The following is a 17023-nucleotide window of genomic DNA, read 5'->3' on the forward strand; positions in this document are numbered from 1 at the left end:
CACAGCTAAGAAAAAATAAAAAAAATTGCAATTAAAAATAAAACTATGAGCAGCAACACAGAACTTGAAGATTTTTCATTCGACCTGCCCAAAAACCAATCCAATGTGATTAAGGTTATTGGCGTTGGCGGTGGAGGAAGTAATGCAATTAACCATATGTTTAGCCAGGGCATAAAGGGAGTAGATTTCGTGATTTGTAATACAGATTCACAGGCTTTAGAAAATAGTCCAGTTCCAAATAAAATCCAGTTGGGAGTTTCCCTAACGGAAGGTTTAGGTGCCGGTGCAAATCCTCAAGTTGGCGAGCAATCTGCTGTTGAAAGCATGGAAGAAATTCGCAGTATGCTTACCACAAATACCAAAATGATTTTCATTACCGCTGGTATGGGTGGTGGTACGGGTACTGGTGCTGCGCCTATAATTGCAAAAATGGCGAAGGATATGGACATTCTCACTGTTGGGATTGTAACCATTCCATTTCAGTTTGAAGGAAAAACTAGAAACGACCAAGCACAGATTGGAGTTGAAAAACTACGTCAAAATGTAGATTCTTTGGTTGTTATCAATAACAATAAATTACGTGAAGTTTACGGAAACCTCGGTTTCAAAGCGGGCTTCTCAAAAGCTGATGAAGTTTTGGCCACCGCTGCTCGTGGGATAGCCGAAGTTATAACGCATCACTACACGCAAAACATTGACCTTCGCGATGCGAAAACAGTACTTGCCAATAGTGGAACTGCAATTATGGGAAGCGCTACTGCCTCTGGTGCCAATAGAGCTAAAGAAGCAATCGGTAGAGCATTGGATTCTCCATTGTTGAACGACAATAAAATTAAAGGTGCCAAAAACGTATTGCTGCTTATCGTTTCTGGAACTGACGAAATTACAATTGATGAAATTGGTGAAATAAGTGATCACATTCAGAATGAAGCTGGCCACAGTGCAAACATTATTATGGGTGTAGGTGACGAAGAAAACTTAGAAGGTTCTATTTCTATTACTGTAATTGCTACGGGTTTCAATATTGAACAGCAAAATGAAATTGTAAATACTGAAACAAAAAAAATAATCCATACGCTGGAAGATGAGCAAAGAGCCGAGCAAAACCTTACGCCAAAAGCAACTGCTAGTCCTGTAAGATTGCCAGAAAAACCTGTAAATACACAGCCCAAAGCAGAAACTACGGTGTTGAAGCACACGCTCTTTGATGACGCGGAAATAGAAGAAACACCTCCTTTTAAAGGCTATATTAAAACTTCAGAATTATTGAAGAACATAAACGTTTCTTATGATGAAGTTGAAACTAAGAATATAGATCAATTCAACCAAGTTGAAGTAAATAAAATAAACGTCAACGAATTTGTAATTGTTGAAGCATCAAAAAGAAAAGAAGAGCAGGCATTTAATAAAGCTGAAGCGCCTTCCCAAGAAAATGATGAACAAATATTAATGTTCGATCTTCCCATAAATTCTAATTCGCATAAGAGTGCAGAGAAGGAAAAAAAGGAGGATGCCATTTTCTACAATTTGGGAGAGATTGAGGTAAAAGACCATGTAGAAGTTGTTCCTATTACAGAAGTATCGGGAAACGGCATTAAACGCTACAGCTTGGACGATTACCAAGAAGTTGAGAACCATTTAAATAGTGCTAAGCCTAAAAAGCTAACACAGGAGGAAATCGTAGATGAAGAAATTGTTTTCGAAAAAAGAACCATTTCTGAGCCTAATGAAAAGGAAAATGATGTTCGCGATGATGAGGACCCAATGAACTCGCCAATTTCAAAAATATTGAGTGACCGGGCTGAAGAGCGAAAAAGAAAAATGAAGGAATTCAATTATAAGTTTAAAAACAGTCCATCAAGAATTGATGAGATTGAAAAACAACCGGCTTATAAAAGAATGGGAATTGACTTGAACGATACTAAAAACGAGCCAAACATTTCAAGAACTTCGGTAAACACCGATGCTGATGACATTGAATTGCGAAAAAACAATTCATTTTTACATGATAATGTAGATTAAGAATTATCTATTCACTTAATGTTGAGACCCGAATTTCATAAATAAATTCGGGTCTTTTTTTGAAGTTAGTTTCGCCACATAATTCTAACTTTTTACTGTTTCACGTTTGCCTATTATTAAGTATCTTCGCACTCTATTTAAAAACACAAAAAATGAGCTTACAGGAAAATGTTATGGAGGCAATGAAGGCCGCAATGAAAGCAAAAGACACGCAAGCTTTAGAAGCTTTGCGATCTGTTAAATCTGCATTGCTTTTGGCTCAAACTGAAACTGGTTCAAAAACAGAATTATCAGAAGCTGAAGAAATAAAATTACTTCAAAAGCAAGTTAAACAACGTAAAGACAGCGCAGCTATTTATAAAGAGCAGGGGCGTGAAGATTTGGCAGAACCAGAATTGTTGCAGGCTGCAGTTATAGAGCAATTTTTGCCACAACAATTAAACGAAGAAGAAGTAGTGAAAATAGTGGATCAAATCATCGCCGAAACCGGAGCGTCATCAATGGCAGATATGGGAAAGGTTATGGGCTTAGTAAGCGCAAAACTTGCAGGAAAGGCTGATGGTAAAACTATTTCAACTGCAGTAAAGTCTCGGCTTTCTTAATGATTAATTAGAAAAAATATAAAGAGTTTCCTGCTTTCGCAGGAATTTGGCCGCGTGGCGCAACTGAATAGCGCATCAGATTTCGGCTCTGAGGGTTGGGGGTTTGAATCCCTTCGCGGTCACGAATAAAAAGAAAGGGAGAAAAAATATGTGAGCTTGCTCAAACATATTTTTTCTCCCTTTTCTTTTTCAAAGCGGAGCTTTGAGGGATGCGCGCAGCGAACCCCTTTATAAATTATATTTTATATGTTATGTGAGCTTGCTCAAACATATTTTTTCTCCCTTTTCTATTTTAAAAATTGGATTTATATTATACTCCAAACTGCTTCAAATGGTGGTCCAAATGTTTGTACTGCATTTGTCCCCATTGCTGAGGGGTAAACTTCCCAAAAATGGGGTGCGGATTCCAGTTTGTTTGGTTTTTCTTAGTATGAAATTCATCCACTAATTTTTCAATTTCAATTTTTTCGCTATTAAAATCTTTCGTTTCAGAAATTTTGAAAGACTTTGCAGTAGGTAAATTTTGTCTCCACGGCTTATTGTTATAAAGCGATTTTTTGAAAAGAAATGCCAAAGGGAAAAACTGTTCTTTCACATTACCTTTTCCCAGGGAAACATTTAAAGCTTGTTGACTGTGATGAAGCATTTGAGCTACATCCATCTTTCCCCATCTTCGTTGACTTTCTGCGGTTAGATTGTTTAATCTTTCCTTTATTTCCGCGTGAGTTTCGGTTTCAAAAAGTGATTTCATTTTTGTTGTTTAATATCGATTAGAAGTTATAAATTTATTCAATTATAATTGAAATCTCTTAGTTAAGAAGATTGTTTTCAATTATTTATGCCGTTTAAGCATTCCTTATTATCTTTAATGAAAACCTAAAAATATGGAAGAAAACCAATCATTTTCCATAAAAAATTGGAACGAAGACGATCGTCCACGCGAAAAATTGTTACTGAAAGGACGCATAGCCTTGAGTGATGCGGAACTTATTGCAATATTAATTGGTTCGGGTAGCCGAAATGAAAGTGCCGTTTCATTGAGCCAACGAATTTTAGCATCTGTAGGCAATAATTTAAGCGAATTAGGAAGGTGTTCCATTACCGAATTAATGGAGTTTAAAGGAATTGGCGAAGCAAAAGCCATATGTATTGCCGCCGCAATGGAGTTGGGGAGGAGAAGAAGGGCTGGAGAGGCTTTAGAGCGAAAAAAAATAACTTCAAGCAATTCAGTTTTTGAATATGTGCAGCCCATAATTGGTGAACTTCCGCACGAAGAATTTTGGATTCTTTACCTAAATAATTCCAACAAAATCATTAAAAGCGCCCAGCTCAGTAAAGGCGGAATAACGGGTACGGTGGTCGATGTTCGTTTAGTATTTAAAGAAGCCTTGCAACTTGGAGCTGTGGGTGTTATTTTGGCGCACAATCATCCTTCGGGTACATTGAAGCCCAGTCATGCAGATATTCAACTCACTAAAAAGCTAAAGACTGCGGGCGATAGTTTGGACATTAAAGTGCTGGACCACCTTATAATTACCGAAAAAGCGTACTTTAGCTTTGCCGATGAAAATATGCTGTAATCCGCTATGCTTTTAATCTACACCCAAAAACTTACGCCTCGAATTTCCTATATTTTCAAGCATATCTGTCTGCGAATTTTGGGCATTGATGTGCTTTTTACTTCTGTAATTGAGGAGTTTATTGCGCATACTGGGCCAAAAATTTCTTACGGTAAAAAACCACTCGGTAATGAGCTCTTTTTCCAAAGCGAAGGACTTTTAGAGCAGCAGGGGCTTGAAGCAATCGAGGTTACTGTAAAAAAGTGGAAAGATACTTACGGTTTCTTTTCAGTTTCTAATAGTAGCGCTTTGCCATTCGATATTTTTTCTTCCAGCTTTTTTATGTTAACGCGTTACGAAGAATATTTGCCGCACGTTAAAGACGAAACGGGGCGTTTTATGGCTTCGGAAAGTTTGGCGTTTAAAGAGGGATTCCTGCATCAGCCAATTGTAGATATTTGGGCTTACATATTTAAAGGTAAACTTTTAGAGGCTTTTCCAGAAATGGATTTTCCCCAAAAAAAGATTATTATTCATCCCGTTATCGAGGCCGCACAACCCTATGCTTACAAACAAAAAGGTATTTTTCGCTCTGTTGTAGGCTATTTTGACAGCCTTGTTCAGGGAAAATTTCTAAATATAATAGATCGTACACAGGTTATTTTAGGGCTAAAACGCGATCCTTTAGACACGTTTAAATGGATTGTTAACAAAGCCAATCGCAGTAATTTTAGGCTCACTATTTTCTTTCTTTTGGGCAATGCATTGTCCTTTAATGAAAGTATGAACACGCACAGACAGAAGTTTAAATTACTCATTAAATACGTGTCTGATTATAAAGATGTGGGGCTCATTTTTTCGTTCAACGCGCTTAGTAATTACGATATTTTAAAAAGTGAAAAACGTCGGATGGAAGAAATTACCAATCGATCTCTTAGCAGTTCAATGAATTCGGAGTTTTTGGTGAACTTACCGGACATCTATCGACATTTAGTTGAACTGGAAGTAAATCGCGATTTTACGATGGTTTTTCGCGACACCATTGGTTTTCGAGCAGGAACCTGTACTCCATTTCTTTTTTATGATTTAGATTATGAAATAAAGACGCCTTTAGTGGTGCATCCGGCAGCAATGACGACCTTTGCGTTTCACAAAAAATATGCTTCAGATATTGAAAAAGTTGTTAATGCCATGATTGCTGAAGTTGAAAATGTAAATGGAACTTTTACCATGATTTTTTCAAACAAAGATTTTTCTTCGGAAGAAAGCAATAAGATTTGGCGCTCCATTTTTTCAGAAAAATTACAGGAATATGCAGAATAGTGAAATTACTGATGTTTTTTTCGATTTAGATCACACGCTTTGGGATTTTGACCGAAATTCTGGTTTGGCATTTCAGCGCGTTTTTGAAAAATATAAAATTGATTTGTCGCTCAACGATTTTTTAAAAGAATACGAGCCCATAAATTTTGAATATTGGAAAAAATATCGTGAAGATCGAGTTACCAAAGAGGAATTACGAAGAGGCAGATTGACTGAAACGTTTGACATTTTCAATATAAAATTTCCAATAGAAACCATAGACGCCCTCGCGCATAGTTACATTGAAGAGCTTCCTGTGGACAATTATTTATTTTTGGGCGCTATTGAAATACTAGACTATCTTTCAGAAAAATACAATCTTCATATTATTACCAACGGTTTTGAGGAAGTGCAACATTTAAAACTTCAAAATAGTGGTATTAAAAAGTATTTTAGAACGGTAACCACTTCTGAGGAAACTGGGTTAAAAAAGCCACACCCCGTTATTTTCGAAACTGCACTCACAAAGGCTTCCGTTATTTCACAAAAAAGCGTAATGATTGGCGATAGTTTTGAGGCGGATATTGTAGGCGCCAAAAATGCTGGAATGCATACATTGTTTTTTAATTACAGAAATGAAATTGTAATCGCGCCTTATTTTGCGATTAGCGAACTGTCAGAAATTAAACGGCACTTGTAATAATAATCCTACATTAAGTTCGTTAGTAACTGGTATACAAACCCCATTTATGAAAAAGATATTCCCCCACACTATCTTTGCGATCTGTGTTTGCCTACTATTTACGGCCTGCATAAAGGATACTGATTTTGATCAAACGGAAGATATTGCGTTAACTCCGGTTATGGAATTAAACCTAATTTACTTCAATCTGTCTGCCGATCGTTTTTTTGATACAATCAATTCTAACCCAATTCTAACGGTTAGAGATACCACCGAAATTAGATTTCTGGACGACAATAGTCTTCAGGAAAAACTAAAGCGAGCAGAATTCTATTTTAAATTCACCAATTCCATACCTCGAAATTTTCAAGTTGATTTTCAATTTTTAAGTGAAGCCAACGATACTACCTACGTTGCGCAAACTGCCGTTTCTGAAGGCACTATTACAACTCCTGTAATTACAGAATTTACTGAAAATATTGAAGGGGAAGATATACTGCGTCTTACCCAAGCTAATAGAGTTGTTGTTTCGGTAACCATCGATACTTCTGACGAAAATCTAAATGGCACCTTAAATCTAAAGTCCAAAACCACCTATTTTTTGGAAAACTAAACAATGCGAAATTTTTTACCCTACATACTATGCTTCGTGGGCTTTTGCGCTATTTCACAAAATAAGCAAATACTCTACGGTTTCGACGATATACCCCAATCGTTGATGCTAAACCCTGGAAGTAAGGTAAGCCAGAAAAAACACTTCGGGATTCCGTTTTTCTCGCAAATTCATTTTAATGGTGGTTCATCGGGGGTTAATGTTTATGATATTTTCCAGGAAGGAAATGGTGATATTAACGATAGAATTCTGCAAAAGATTTTCGAAATGAAAAATTCAGATTTCTTCACTGCTACCCAACAATTGGAACTCATTAATTTTGGATGGCGCGCAAAGAACGATATATATTTTTCGGGTGGAATTTATGAAGAGTTAGATTTTATAGCCTATTTCCCCAGAGATTTAGCAATTCTTGCTTGGGAGGGAAATAGAGACTATTTAGATTATCCTTTTAATTTAGGTGAAATAAGCGCGACTGGCGATCTTACTACAGTGTATCATTTTGGTGCGAATAAACAAATAAGTGATAGACTTACGGTGGGCGCTCGGCTGAAAGTTTATTCTAGTATGATTAGCTTCCGCAGTGTAAACAATTCCGGAACTTTTACAACAAGATTGGGCGATGCCAGTTCAGAGAATATTTACGAACACACTATTCAAAATGCCGATGTCACCGTAGAAACTTCTGGTTATGTTCCGCTTCGGGAATTAGATGGGTCTTCACAGGTAGCTAGTGAAATTTTCGGGCGTGCTTTATTTGGTGGCAATATTGGAGTAGGAGTAGACCTTGGGTTTACTTACGATATTAACGAAGCATGGACACTTTCGGGGAGTGCGCTGGATGTGGGTGCAATTTTTCATACCAAAGATGTGGAAACGTATCGGGCTCATGGAACGTATACGCTAGACGGAATAAATTTACTTTTTCCGCCTTTAAGTGAAGGGGAATCCACCTTTCCATATTATGACGATCTTGAAGATGATATAGAACGCGAAGTTGATATAGATACATTAAACACTGGGTACACCCAATTTAGACCGATGAAATTTAACGCTTCAATAAGCTATGGCTTTGGAAGATTTAATGGCTCGGGTGCTTGTGATTGTTTAAATATGGGTGGCGGAAAACTTCATAAACAGAATGTTGGTTTACAGTTCTATTCAATATTTAGACCCAAAGGTCCGCAGATGGCGGGAACGCTTTTTTACCTTAGAAGGTTTACAGATTTTCTTTCGGCAAAGGCAACTTATACGGTAGATTCGTATTCATTTTCAAATGTAGGTTTAGGGGTTTCAGCAGATATTGGTAAAGTAAATATTTATGTTGCCGCAGACAACCTTCTGCGTTATGGTAATTTGGCAAAGGCAAAAAGCGTATCTTTACAATTAGGGTTTAACATAATAATTGACGAAGAATGACACGATTCCTACTACTTGCAATTGCTTTTCTTTTAACCATAAATGTTGGGGCACAGAATATGAATCTGAGCGATTATAGTTTTGTAATTGTTCCACAACAATTCGATTTCTTAAAAAATAAAGATCAATATAAGTTGAATTCAATGGCGGAATTCTATTTCGATAAAAGTGGATTTAATGCATATTCGGCAGCAGAGGCACCAAATACGAACCGTTGTGACGGATTGTATGCCAATGTTGAAGAACTTAAATCTGTGTTTGGCACAAAACTACAAGTTACACTGAAGGATTGTAATGGTGTCGAAATATATAGAAGCCAAGAGGGAAAGAGCAAGTATAAAGAATTTGACAAATCGTATCAAGATGCGCTGCGGAAAGCTTTTAATAGCATAGATATTTTACGCGTAAAGCAGAAAGATGTGGCGTTGCTAAAGGACACCCATACTGTTACTCACCAAACAGTTGTTACTGAAGTAAACACTCCCGTTAGAATTCAAGCTATAAATACTTCGGAAAATATAATGCCTACTGAAAAGTTTTCGAACTATTCAAATTCAGGAAAAACATTCTTGCTTAGAAAAACTGCTGAAGGTTATTCATTATACGAAGAAACTACGAGTGCAGAGGACGGACTTCTTTTAAAAGGAAAAATAATAGTAATGGAGACTGTCGTTAAATTTATGGATACTTCGGGAAAGGTTTCAGATGCTACTTTTGACGCTGCTGGAAATTTAACTGTAAAAGATGGATCTTCATTAACTGTCTACCAATCGGTGAATTAAAAGTTGTATTTATCCTTCCAAAGCTGCTTTAAATACCCTTTCAAAGCATTTTCCTTGGGATTGTTTCCAGGTCTGTAAAATGTTGTTCCTTTAATTTCATCGGGTAAGAATTCGTGGGGAATAAAATTGCCTTCGTAATTATGGGCATATTCATATTCCTTTCCGTAGCCCAATTGCTTCATTAGCTTTGTAGGAGCGTTTCTAATAGACAATGGAACAGATAGGTCTCCCGTTTGTCGAACTACTTGCTGGGCTTCGCCAATAGCTTTATAGGAAGCATTGCTTTTAGGCGAAGTTGCCAAATAAATGGCACACTGGCTTAATATTATCCGCGCTTCTGGATAGCCAATCGTATTAACGGCCTGAAAAGTACTGTTGGCAAGTAAAAGTGCATTTGGGTTTGCAATGCCAATATCTTCGGAAGCTAAAATGACCATTCTTCTCGCAATAAATTTGATGTCTTCGCCACCTTCAATCATTCGTGCTAGCCAATATACAGCTGCATTAGGATCACTGCCACGCATGGATTTTATAAAGGCCGAAACAATATCGTAATGCTGCTCGCCCGTTTTGTCATAAAGCACAGTGTTTTTCTGCGCCTTTTGCATTACCAGTTCGTTTGTAATGGTGACTTTGGTATCTTTTTCTGAAAGAACTACCAGCTCTAATATATTCAAAAGTTTACGCGCGTCGCCACCAGAAAGTCTAATAAGCGCTTCGGTTTCCTTTAAGATTACATTTTTTTTTGAAAGAACGTCGTCTTCCTTTAAAGCTCGCTTCAATAAGGCTTCCATATCTTCGCGGCTAAACGATTCTAAAACGTAAACCTGACAGCGTGATAATAATGCGGGAATAACTTCGAAACTTGGATTTTCTGTAGTAGCACCAATTAGGGTAATCCATCCTTTTTCAACAGCTCCTAAAAGTGAATCCTGTTGCGATTTACTGAAGCGATGTATTTCATCTATAAATAGAATTGGGTTTTTAGTAGAAAATAAATTATCGCTTTTTTTCGCTTTTTCAATTACTTCTCGAACGGCAGCAACACCACTATCTACAGCACTTAATGTATAGAATGGTCTACCGCTTTCGTTGGCGATTATATTTGCCAACGTTGTTTTTCCGGTTCCCGGAGGACCCCATAAAATTATGGAGGGAATCATTCCCGTAGCTAGTTGTGAAGTGAGTGAACCTTTAGGTCCAACCAAATGTTGTTGACTTAAATAACCGTCTAATGTTGTGGGACGAATTCGTTCTGCGAGGGGTGCATTCATAGTTTTCAAAATTACAATTTTAATATAACGGTTTCACTGACAATTTATCATAAATTTGGATTTAGGATTGCTTTTTGTAATCAGTGAAATATGAAGAGTTCAAACCAGTTAAAATTCAGCCCAGACGTTATCGGATATCCATTGCTATTTGTGATGATACTTTGGATTGTATTTTGGATTGAAACTAGGTTCAATATTAATCTCAATTATTTTGGGGTTTTTCCGCGTACTGTTGAAGGATTGCGGGGTGTTATTTTTAGTCCTTTTCTTCACGGGAGTTTAAAACACCTATTTAACAATTCGGTACCGCTTTTCGTTTTAAGTTCCGCACTCTTTTACTTTTATAGAGATATACGCTGGAAAGTACTAATTCTGGGTTTGTTATTAACTGGCTTAGCTACTTGGGTAATTGGTCGTTCTGCATTACATATTGGTGCTAGTGGCGTAGTTTATATGCTTGTAGCTTTCACGTTTTTTAAAGGAATATTTTCGAAACAGTTTCAGCTTACCGCCTTAGCTTTGGCAGTAGTATTTCTTTATGGCGGAATGTTGTGGTATGTATTTCCTGTAAATCCTGAAATATCCTGGGAGGGTCACTTATCTGGATTTTTTGTAGGTTTCCTCTTTGCGTTTTTATTTAAAACCAAGCCCATTGAAAGAAAGAAGTACGAGTGGGAGAAGGAAAATTATAATCCAGAAAAAGATCCTTTTTTAAAACAGTTTGATGAAAACGGTAATTTTATAGAACTGCCAAAAGAACCTGTGGAAACTGCTGAAACCATTCACACCGATGCGCAGCCATCAATAAAGAAATTAGCCGAACAAGAAGGCAATACTATTAAAATAGTCTACAGTTTTAAGGAAGGTGCAAAAGACAAAAATGAATAATGCTACAAGCGTCTTTGTCTAGTAACTTCATATAAAAATGCACCACAAGCAACGGAAACGTTCAAAGAGTTAATTTCGCCAAGAAGTGGAAGGGAAGCCTTTTCGTCTACTAAACCAAGTACAGATTTCGATACACCTTTACCTTCAGAACCCATTATAATTGCTAAGGGCCTAACTAGATCTACGGAATATATTTCGTTTTGAGTTCTTTCTGTGGCAGCAACCGTTGTAATTCCTGAGCCTTGTAGGTAGAAAATAGCATCTTTAATATGCTCTACTTTACAAATTGGAATTTTAAAAATAGCGCCTGCAGAAGTTTTTACGGTATCGCCCGAAACTGGAGCACCTCCAGATTTTTGTATTATCACTGCATCTACGCCGGTACATTCAGCGGTACGTAAAATCGCTCCGAAGTTCCTAACATCTGTTATCTGATCTAAAACTAAGAAGAGGGGAGCTTTATCGCTCTCTAATGCCTTTTCAACTACTGATTCCAAAGAATGAAATGCCACAGGTGAAGTAAGTGCAACAATACCTTGGTGGTTTCCTCTAGTGAGTTTATTTAATTTTTCGAACGGAACAATATTTACGGTAACATTGGCCTTTTCCAAATCTTTAATCAGGCCTTCAATTTTATCGCTTTCTATTCCCTTTTGGATAAAAACCTTATCAAAAACAACTTGAGAGGCGAGTGCCTCTTTTATAGGGTAAATTCCGAAGATGGTATTATTTTTATCTTGCATAACAGTTGTTGTTTTTTTTAAAGGATTTTGGCAAAGGTAAAGAGAATATTCATTTTATATCCCTTTAAAGTATATGTAAAAAAAAGCACCCCTTTTTCAAGGGGTGCTTTATAAATTTAAGGTGGTTAAAAATTAGTTTTTAACACCTATTAGAGATCTACCTCCAGAAACAACATCTGCTTCTCCTTGAATTGCAAGGCGGAAGAAACGTCTAGTATCGTCAATAGAAACATCTACTGCAGTAACACCAAAGTTTACTTCACGCGTATTTGCTGGAAAAGTAACTGTACTTTCAAAAATTAAGTTTTCATCTGCTGATGGTAAAGTATCTACTGCTACTGTAATTACAGTGAACGTTCTTGCAGAACTTGATAAATCAGACACAAAAAGCTTAACGCTATCTGTTTTTGTACCACCTTCTGGAACACTTAGGTTCTTAGTTAGGGTAACAAAACCAACAGTAGTCTTGCGTTCTGCGTTATAATCGTCATATGTTTCGCAAGATACTGCGACAACTGCTATGGCAAGAATAACTAATAATATATTTACTTTTTTCATTTTTGATAGATTTTAGAAATTATTAATACCCAGGGTTTTGTGATAAGTTTGGATTTAAATCCAAAGCAGTTTGTGGTATTGGCAATTGAAATTTATTGCTGTTTGCTGGTAAAGCTAACTGATCTGAAGCAGTTCCTGAACCATCAGCTAAATCACCAAAACTTTCACGTTCTACTGGTTGTCCCCATCTTTTTAGGTCGAAGAACCTTTGAGATTCAAAAGCAAATTCTAACCTTCTTTCTAAACGAATTGCATCACGAAGCGCAGTTCCAGTTTCTCCACTTGGAGGAGAAGTGTAGCGTTTTGTTCTTACAGCATCAAGAGCAGTTCTAGCAGGACCTTCTTGGCCTAAGTTATATAATGCTTCAGCTTTGTTTAAAGAAGCTTCAGCTGCGCGGAATATTTTAATATCCACTAATCCAGGAGCACCACTAGGTCCTCTTTTGTATAACTTTTTGATTGCATTAAAAGCTAAGCCATCGTTATTGTTTGTTGCTTGAAAAGTATATGCAGCTTTACGGATATCATCATCAGCAAAAAGGTTATATAATTCAAACGAAACAACATATTCTGGAATAAGGTTGGTATTACCACCTTGGCTCCATGTAACTCCAATTGTATTACTTAATACAGGTGGGTTAACAGGAATATAAAATGTAAGACCGCTTTGGTTAGCATCTTCCCAAACACCAACTACATCTGCACGTGGAGCGATAGCTTTTGTTACTTGGTTTGCTGCATTTATTGAATTCTGCCATTGACCCATATAAAGGTAAACTCTAGATAATAGAACATTTACAGCATCTTTACCCATACGTCCTGCTCCATTAGTTGCATTGATGTTAGCCGCCGCATCTTTTAAATCTAATATCACTTTGTCATAAACAGCACCTACAGTTTCTCTTGCAGGTTCTGCTAATGGTTCTGGTTCGGACATATAAGCTATACCTAAACTTCCGTTTGCATCTCCTGATTGCGTAGGGATTTTTCCGAAGTAAGTTATAATGTTAAAATGTGCCAATGCTCTTAAAGCTTTTGCTTCAGCTACAATATTTGCTTTATTTTCTCCTTCAAAATTTTCACTTGCTGCAAGAAGAATATTTGCACGGTAAATTAGCGTGTAAGCAACCTGATATAATCCACCCATAGGTGCATCAGAAGCGCCATACTGCCAGTTATGCAATGTTCTTCTAGTTCCACGTCCTTTTTGTGCAAAAGTAACGTTGTCTGAAAGTACATCTGGAGCATCTAACATACCACCAGCATCACTACCTCCATAAACAGACGCAGAAGTTAAGGATGCGTATACACCACGAACAGCGTTTTCAAAATCTGCTGCAGTAACGTAAGCATTTTCAGTACCAAATTCATCGAATGGTACTTGATCTAGTTCGCTATCGCAAGATGCAAATCCACCTACGATTAGAGCTAAAACTGTTATTTTATAAATTATTTTTTTCATTGTATCAATTTTTTTTAAAATTAGAAACTAACATCCAATCCAACTTGAAATGACTTGGTATTTGGGTAACTATATAAAGTAGCTTCACCAGGAGCAACAACATTTGCGAATGAAATGGTTTCTCCAGAAGAAAGACCTACTTCAGGATCTCCCCAAAATTTAGTAAATGTCAACAAGTTTTGTCCTTGAGCATAAATTCTAAGTGAACTAATTGCTGTGTTCTCTAAGGTCTTGCTTGGGAATGTATAAGAAAGAGTTACGTTACGCATACGTATGTAATCTCCTTTTTCTAACCATCTGTCAGAATTGCCCATAACAGATGCATCTGTAGTGGCATAGATAGGGCTTGGAAGCACTCCTGTGTCTCCAGGTTGTTGCCAGTAGTTAAACGCGTTTGTTGATTGATTATCTGTGATAGCTAAACCATCAGATTCACGGTCAGAACGTACAAAGTTATTAATCCAGTTTCCTGCTTTGAAAACGAAATCTGTACGAAGTCCAAATCCTTTGTAAACAATGTTAGAAAAGAATCCTCCTTCTTTGTCTGCAATTGTAGATTTTCCTTGGAAAACACGATTGTCATTTTCATCCGTTGGTAAATCATCGGCAAAGTAAGTATTTCCATCAGCTCCGTAGAATAAACCTCTACCAGTTGCAGGATCTACACCAGCATAACGTACTAAGAAATGTTCGTTAATTTTACGACCTTCTTGGTAGCGAATGAAAAATGCATTTGGTGTTACGTCTTCCCCTTCTGGAAGAGCAACAACTTCTGTATCCAAGAATATGATATTTCCACCTAAAGTCCAAGTGAAATCAGGACTGCGGAAAACATCAGCTTGTAACGAAATTTCAAGACCTTTATTCTGAATCTCACCTAAGTTACCTGCGATTGAACCTACTCCTGCTTCATAAGCAGTTGGGATAGGGAAAAGCAAATCTGTTGTATTTCTGATGAAGTAATCAGAAACTAAACGAACTCTGTTGTTATACATGTTAAGTTCTACACCCACATTATAAGTTTCAGTAGTTTCCCATTGTAATTCTGGGTTAGCTACACGTGTAGGAATTGTACTAGATCCACCTGGATAAGAATCGAAACCTACTGTACCTTGAGATGCGTATCTACCGATACCATTTCTGTTACCAACAGTACCATAAGCAGCTCTAATTTTTAAATCGTTTACTGCATCAATACCAAAGAAATCTTCTTTTGCAATGTTCCAACCAGCACTTCCACTATAGAAAGTACCAAATCTTACATCAGTACCGAAGTTAGACGATCCATCACGACGTACAGAAGCAGAAAGTAAATATTTCTCTTTGAAATCGTAATCAGCAAAAGCACCATAAGAAACTAAAGTTAATCTAGTTCTACTTGTAAAACCATCGTTAAGTTCAGATGCGTTAGCTTGAGTAGTCAATAATGCTGAAGGAAAACCTTTACTTCTAACAAACTGACGATTAAACTCGTTCATGTTATATTCATAAAGACCCAAAACATTTAAGTTGTGGTTGTTCTTATTTAAATTGTACATTAAACGGTTACTTACCGTAAAGTCTAATCTGTGTTGTTGATCATCAAATTTGTTACCAGTTGGAGAACCATTTAGAATGATATCTAAAATACCTCCTGGTTTAGAATAGCTTTCTCTTCTTGTAGCTCCCCAGTTTACAGCTACATTAAAGCCATAACTCCAGTTTTTGCTAAAGGTTACTAAAGCGTCTACACTACCAATAGTGGTGTTTTCAATATCTTCACTCGGCTCACTTAAAAGTGCTCCACGGATAGGAAATCCAGTATGTGTTGGGTTGTAGATAGGATTACCGTTGTCATCTAACTGAGTAGTTCCGTCATCATTTAAAAGGAATTCAGTTTCGTAAGCGTTGTAATCAAGCATACCTCTAAAAGGGTTTTGCGTATTGTTTCTATCTCTTGGCTCATCGCTCATAGATCTAGAGTATCCTACGTTTACACCTACAGTAAGCCATTCTTTTGCGTCGAAATTAACGTTCAAACGTGTACCTAATCTTTCAAAACCATCAATATTGTCAATAATACCTGTGTTTCTATCATTTGATACAGAGAAGTAATAATCCATTTTTTCAGCACCACCAGAAACGGAAACACTGTTGTTTTGGATAATACCATCTTTCAAAATAATATCTTCCCAATCTACTTCTCTATCTAAAAGCATTTGACGCTCTATAGATCCAGGTTGTGTAGTTACTCCAGGAGTACCTGCAGCGCCTGTAACACCTAAAGCATACAATTCAGCTTCATACTGCATTTTTTCCGAAGCATTCATCATTGTATAATTCGGATCGATGTATGAAGATGTACCATAACGAGAGCTGAAACGAATTACAGCATCTTTGTTACGATTACCATTTTTAGTTGTAATTACAACCACACCGTTAGCTCCACGTGAACCGTAACGAGCAGTGGTGGCTGCATCTTTTAGGATTGTAATGTTTTCAATATCCTCATTTGGGATATTAGAAAGATCTTCCTCTCTAATAGGCGATCCATCCACAATATATAGTGGAGAAGATGCACCAGCAACAAGAGATCCTGTTCCACGAATACGAACAAAAGCTCCTTGACCTGGCTTACCGTTAGCAGCAGTTACCTGTACCCCGGCCGCTTTACCTTGCAGCATATTGTCAATACTGGTAGTTGGCGCCATTAGCGCAAGTTCTGATGCGGAAATCGACACTACTGCCGAAGTCTGTACCGTTTGGTTCCTTGTAGAATACCCAGTAACAACAACCTCATTCAAGCTTTCACCTGGTTGAAGGTTCATGTCAATTTTATTTTGGGCACCTACTTTTACTTCCTTGGTGTCAAAACCTACATAACTAAAGGTAAGCGTCTGGCCCACACTAGCAGAAATGGAATAATTTCCATCAAAATCTGACTGTGTACCAGTGTTTGTCCCCTTGATTATAACGTTTGCACCAGGCAATGGCAGACCTGTGTCGTCCGTCACCGTACCTGTAATAGTTTTTTGCTGCGCGAAGGTAAGCTGCACAACTAACGCTAATACTAGCGTTAAAATTCCACTAAACTTTGTTCTCATTTTTATAGATTATTTGAATTAGCCAACGGCAAAA

General features: G+C 37.2%; 15 protein-coding genes and 1 tRNA gene. 10 read left to right on the top strand and 6 right to left on the bottom strand.

Features of this window, described 5'->3' with window-relative positions:
* Positions 1 to 45 precede the first annotated feature (45 nt).
* The 3 genes from ftsZ (at position 46) to AC3RVG_RS10515 (ending at position 2746) form a co-directional block, all read left to right on the top strand.
* A complete protein-coding gene (gene ftsZ, locus AC3RVG_RS10505; RefSeq protein WP_489691422.1) occupies positions 46 to 2022 on the top strand; it encodes a cell division protein FtsZ in 1977 nt (658 codons plus the stop codon).
* 152 nt (positions 2023 to 2174) lie between these two features.
* A complete protein-coding gene (locus tag AC3RVG_RS10510) occupies positions 2175 to 2624 on the top strand; it encodes a GatB/YqeY domain-containing protein (protein WP_489691423.1) in 450 nt (149 codons plus the stop codon).
* A 48-nt stretch (positions 2625 to 2672) separates the two neighbouring features.
* Positions 2673 to 2746 (top strand) — tRNA-Arg (locus AC3RVG_RS10515).
* A gap of 188 nt (positions 2747 to 2934) precedes the next feature.
* Here AC3RVG_RS10515 and AC3RVG_RS10520 read toward each other — a convergent pair.
* On the bottom strand, positions 2935 to 3375 hold the full coding sequence (locus AC3RVG_RS10520; RefSeq protein WP_489691424.1) for a DUF1569 domain-containing protein: 441 nt from the start codon (positions 3373 to 3375) through the stop codon (positions 2935 to 2937).
* A gap of 133 nt (positions 3376 to 3508) precedes the next feature.
* Here AC3RVG_RS10520 and radC point away from each other — a divergent pair, with 133 nt between their 5' ends.
* Genes radC through AC3RVG_RS10550 form a run of 6 tightly spaced genes read left to right on the top strand, consistent with a single transcriptional unit; the run spans position 3509 to position 8981 of the window.
* Positions 3509 to 4204, top strand: a complete 696-nt coding sequence (gene radC, locus AC3RVG_RS10525) for a RadC family protein (RefSeq protein WP_489691425.1) — start codon at positions 3509 to 3511, stop codon at positions 4202 to 4204.
* Between the two features lie 6 nt (positions 4205 to 4210).
* Complete coding sequence (locus tag AC3RVG_RS10530; protein WP_489691426.1) at positions 4211 to 5506, top strand: DUF7033 domain-containing protein; 1296 nt, start codon at positions 4211 to 4213, stop codon at positions 5504 to 5506.
* Positions 5496 to 6185: a YjjG family noncanonical pyrimidine nucleotidase gene (locus AC3RVG_RS10535; RefSeq protein ID WP_489691427.1), complete on the top strand. Its 690-nt coding sequence runs from the start codon at positions 5496 to 5498 to the stop codon at positions 6183 to 6185. The genes AC3RVG_RS10530 and AC3RVG_RS10535 overlap by 11 nt, the downstream gene beginning before the upstream one ends.
* A gap of 49 nt (positions 6186 to 6234) precedes the next feature.
* Positions 6235 to 6780, top strand: a complete 546-nt coding sequence (locus AC3RVG_RS10540) for a hypothetical protein (RefSeq protein ID WP_489691428.1) — start codon at positions 6235 to 6237, stop codon at positions 6778 to 6780.
* 3 nt (positions 6781 to 6783) lie between these two features.
* Positions 6784 to 8199: a DUF5723 family protein gene (locus tag AC3RVG_RS10545; protein WP_489691429.1), complete on the top strand. Its 1416-nt coding sequence runs from the start codon at positions 6784 to 6786 to the stop codon at positions 8197 to 8199.
* Positions 8196 to 8981: a hypothetical protein gene (locus AC3RVG_RS10550; protein WP_489691430.1), complete on the top strand. Its 786-nt coding sequence runs from the start codon at positions 8196 to 8198 to the stop codon at positions 8979 to 8981. The genes AC3RVG_RS10545 and AC3RVG_RS10550 overlap by 4 nt, the downstream gene beginning before the upstream one ends.
* Here AC3RVG_RS10550 and AC3RVG_RS10555 read toward each other — a convergent pair.
* Positions 8978 to 10255 carry a replication-associated recombination protein A gene (locus AC3RVG_RS10555; RefSeq protein ID WP_489691431.1) on the bottom strand — a complete coding sequence of 426 codons (1278 nt, stop codon included), beginning with the start codon at positions 10253 to 10255 and terminating at the stop codon, positions 8978 to 8980. The genes AC3RVG_RS10550 and AC3RVG_RS10555 overlap by 4 nt on opposite strands.
* A 90-nt stretch (positions 10256 to 10345) precedes the next feature.
* Between AC3RVG_RS10555 and AC3RVG_RS10560 the strand changes: the two genes are divergently transcribed.
* Positions 10346 to 11143, top strand: a complete 798-nt coding sequence (locus AC3RVG_RS10560) for a rhomboid family intramembrane serine protease (RefSeq protein WP_489691432.1) — start codon at positions 10346 to 10348, stop codon at positions 11141 to 11143.
* 2 nt (positions 11144 to 11145) lie between these two features.
* Here the strand turns inward: AC3RVG_RS10560 and rlmB are convergent, their stop codons facing one another.
* From rlmB to AC3RVG_RS10580, 4 genes are all read right to left on the bottom strand, one after another.
* A complete protein-coding gene (rlmB, locus tag AC3RVG_RS10565) occupies positions 11146 to 11886 on the bottom strand; it encodes a 23S rRNA (guanosine(2251)-2'-O)-methyltransferase RlmB (RefSeq protein WP_489691433.1) in 741 nt (246 codons plus the stop codon).
* Between the two features lie 132 nt (positions 11887 to 12018).
* Positions 12019 to 12444, bottom strand: a complete 426-nt coding sequence (locus tag AC3RVG_RS10570) for a hypothetical protein (RefSeq protein WP_489691434.1) — start codon at positions 12442 to 12444, stop codon at positions 12019 to 12021.
* Between the two features lie 22 nt (positions 12445 to 12466).
* Positions 12467 to 13906 carry a RagB/SusD family nutrient uptake outer membrane protein gene (locus AC3RVG_RS10575; RefSeq protein ID WP_489691435.1) on the bottom strand — a complete coding sequence of 480 codons (1440 nt, stop codon included), beginning with the start codon at positions 13904 to 13906 and terminating at the stop codon, positions 12467 to 12469.
* A 20-nt stretch (positions 13907 to 13926) separates the two neighbouring features.
* Positions 13927 to 16989 (bottom strand): SusC/RagA family TonB-linked outer membrane protein, encoded by a 3063-nt coding sequence (locus AC3RVG_RS10580; RefSeq protein WP_489691436.1) that lies wholly within the window; start codon positions 16987 to 16989, stop codon positions 13927 to 13929.
* Positions 16990 to 17023 lie beyond the last annotated feature (34 nt).

The sequence above is a fragment of the Aequorivita sp. IT1282 genome, assembly GCF_058068205.1.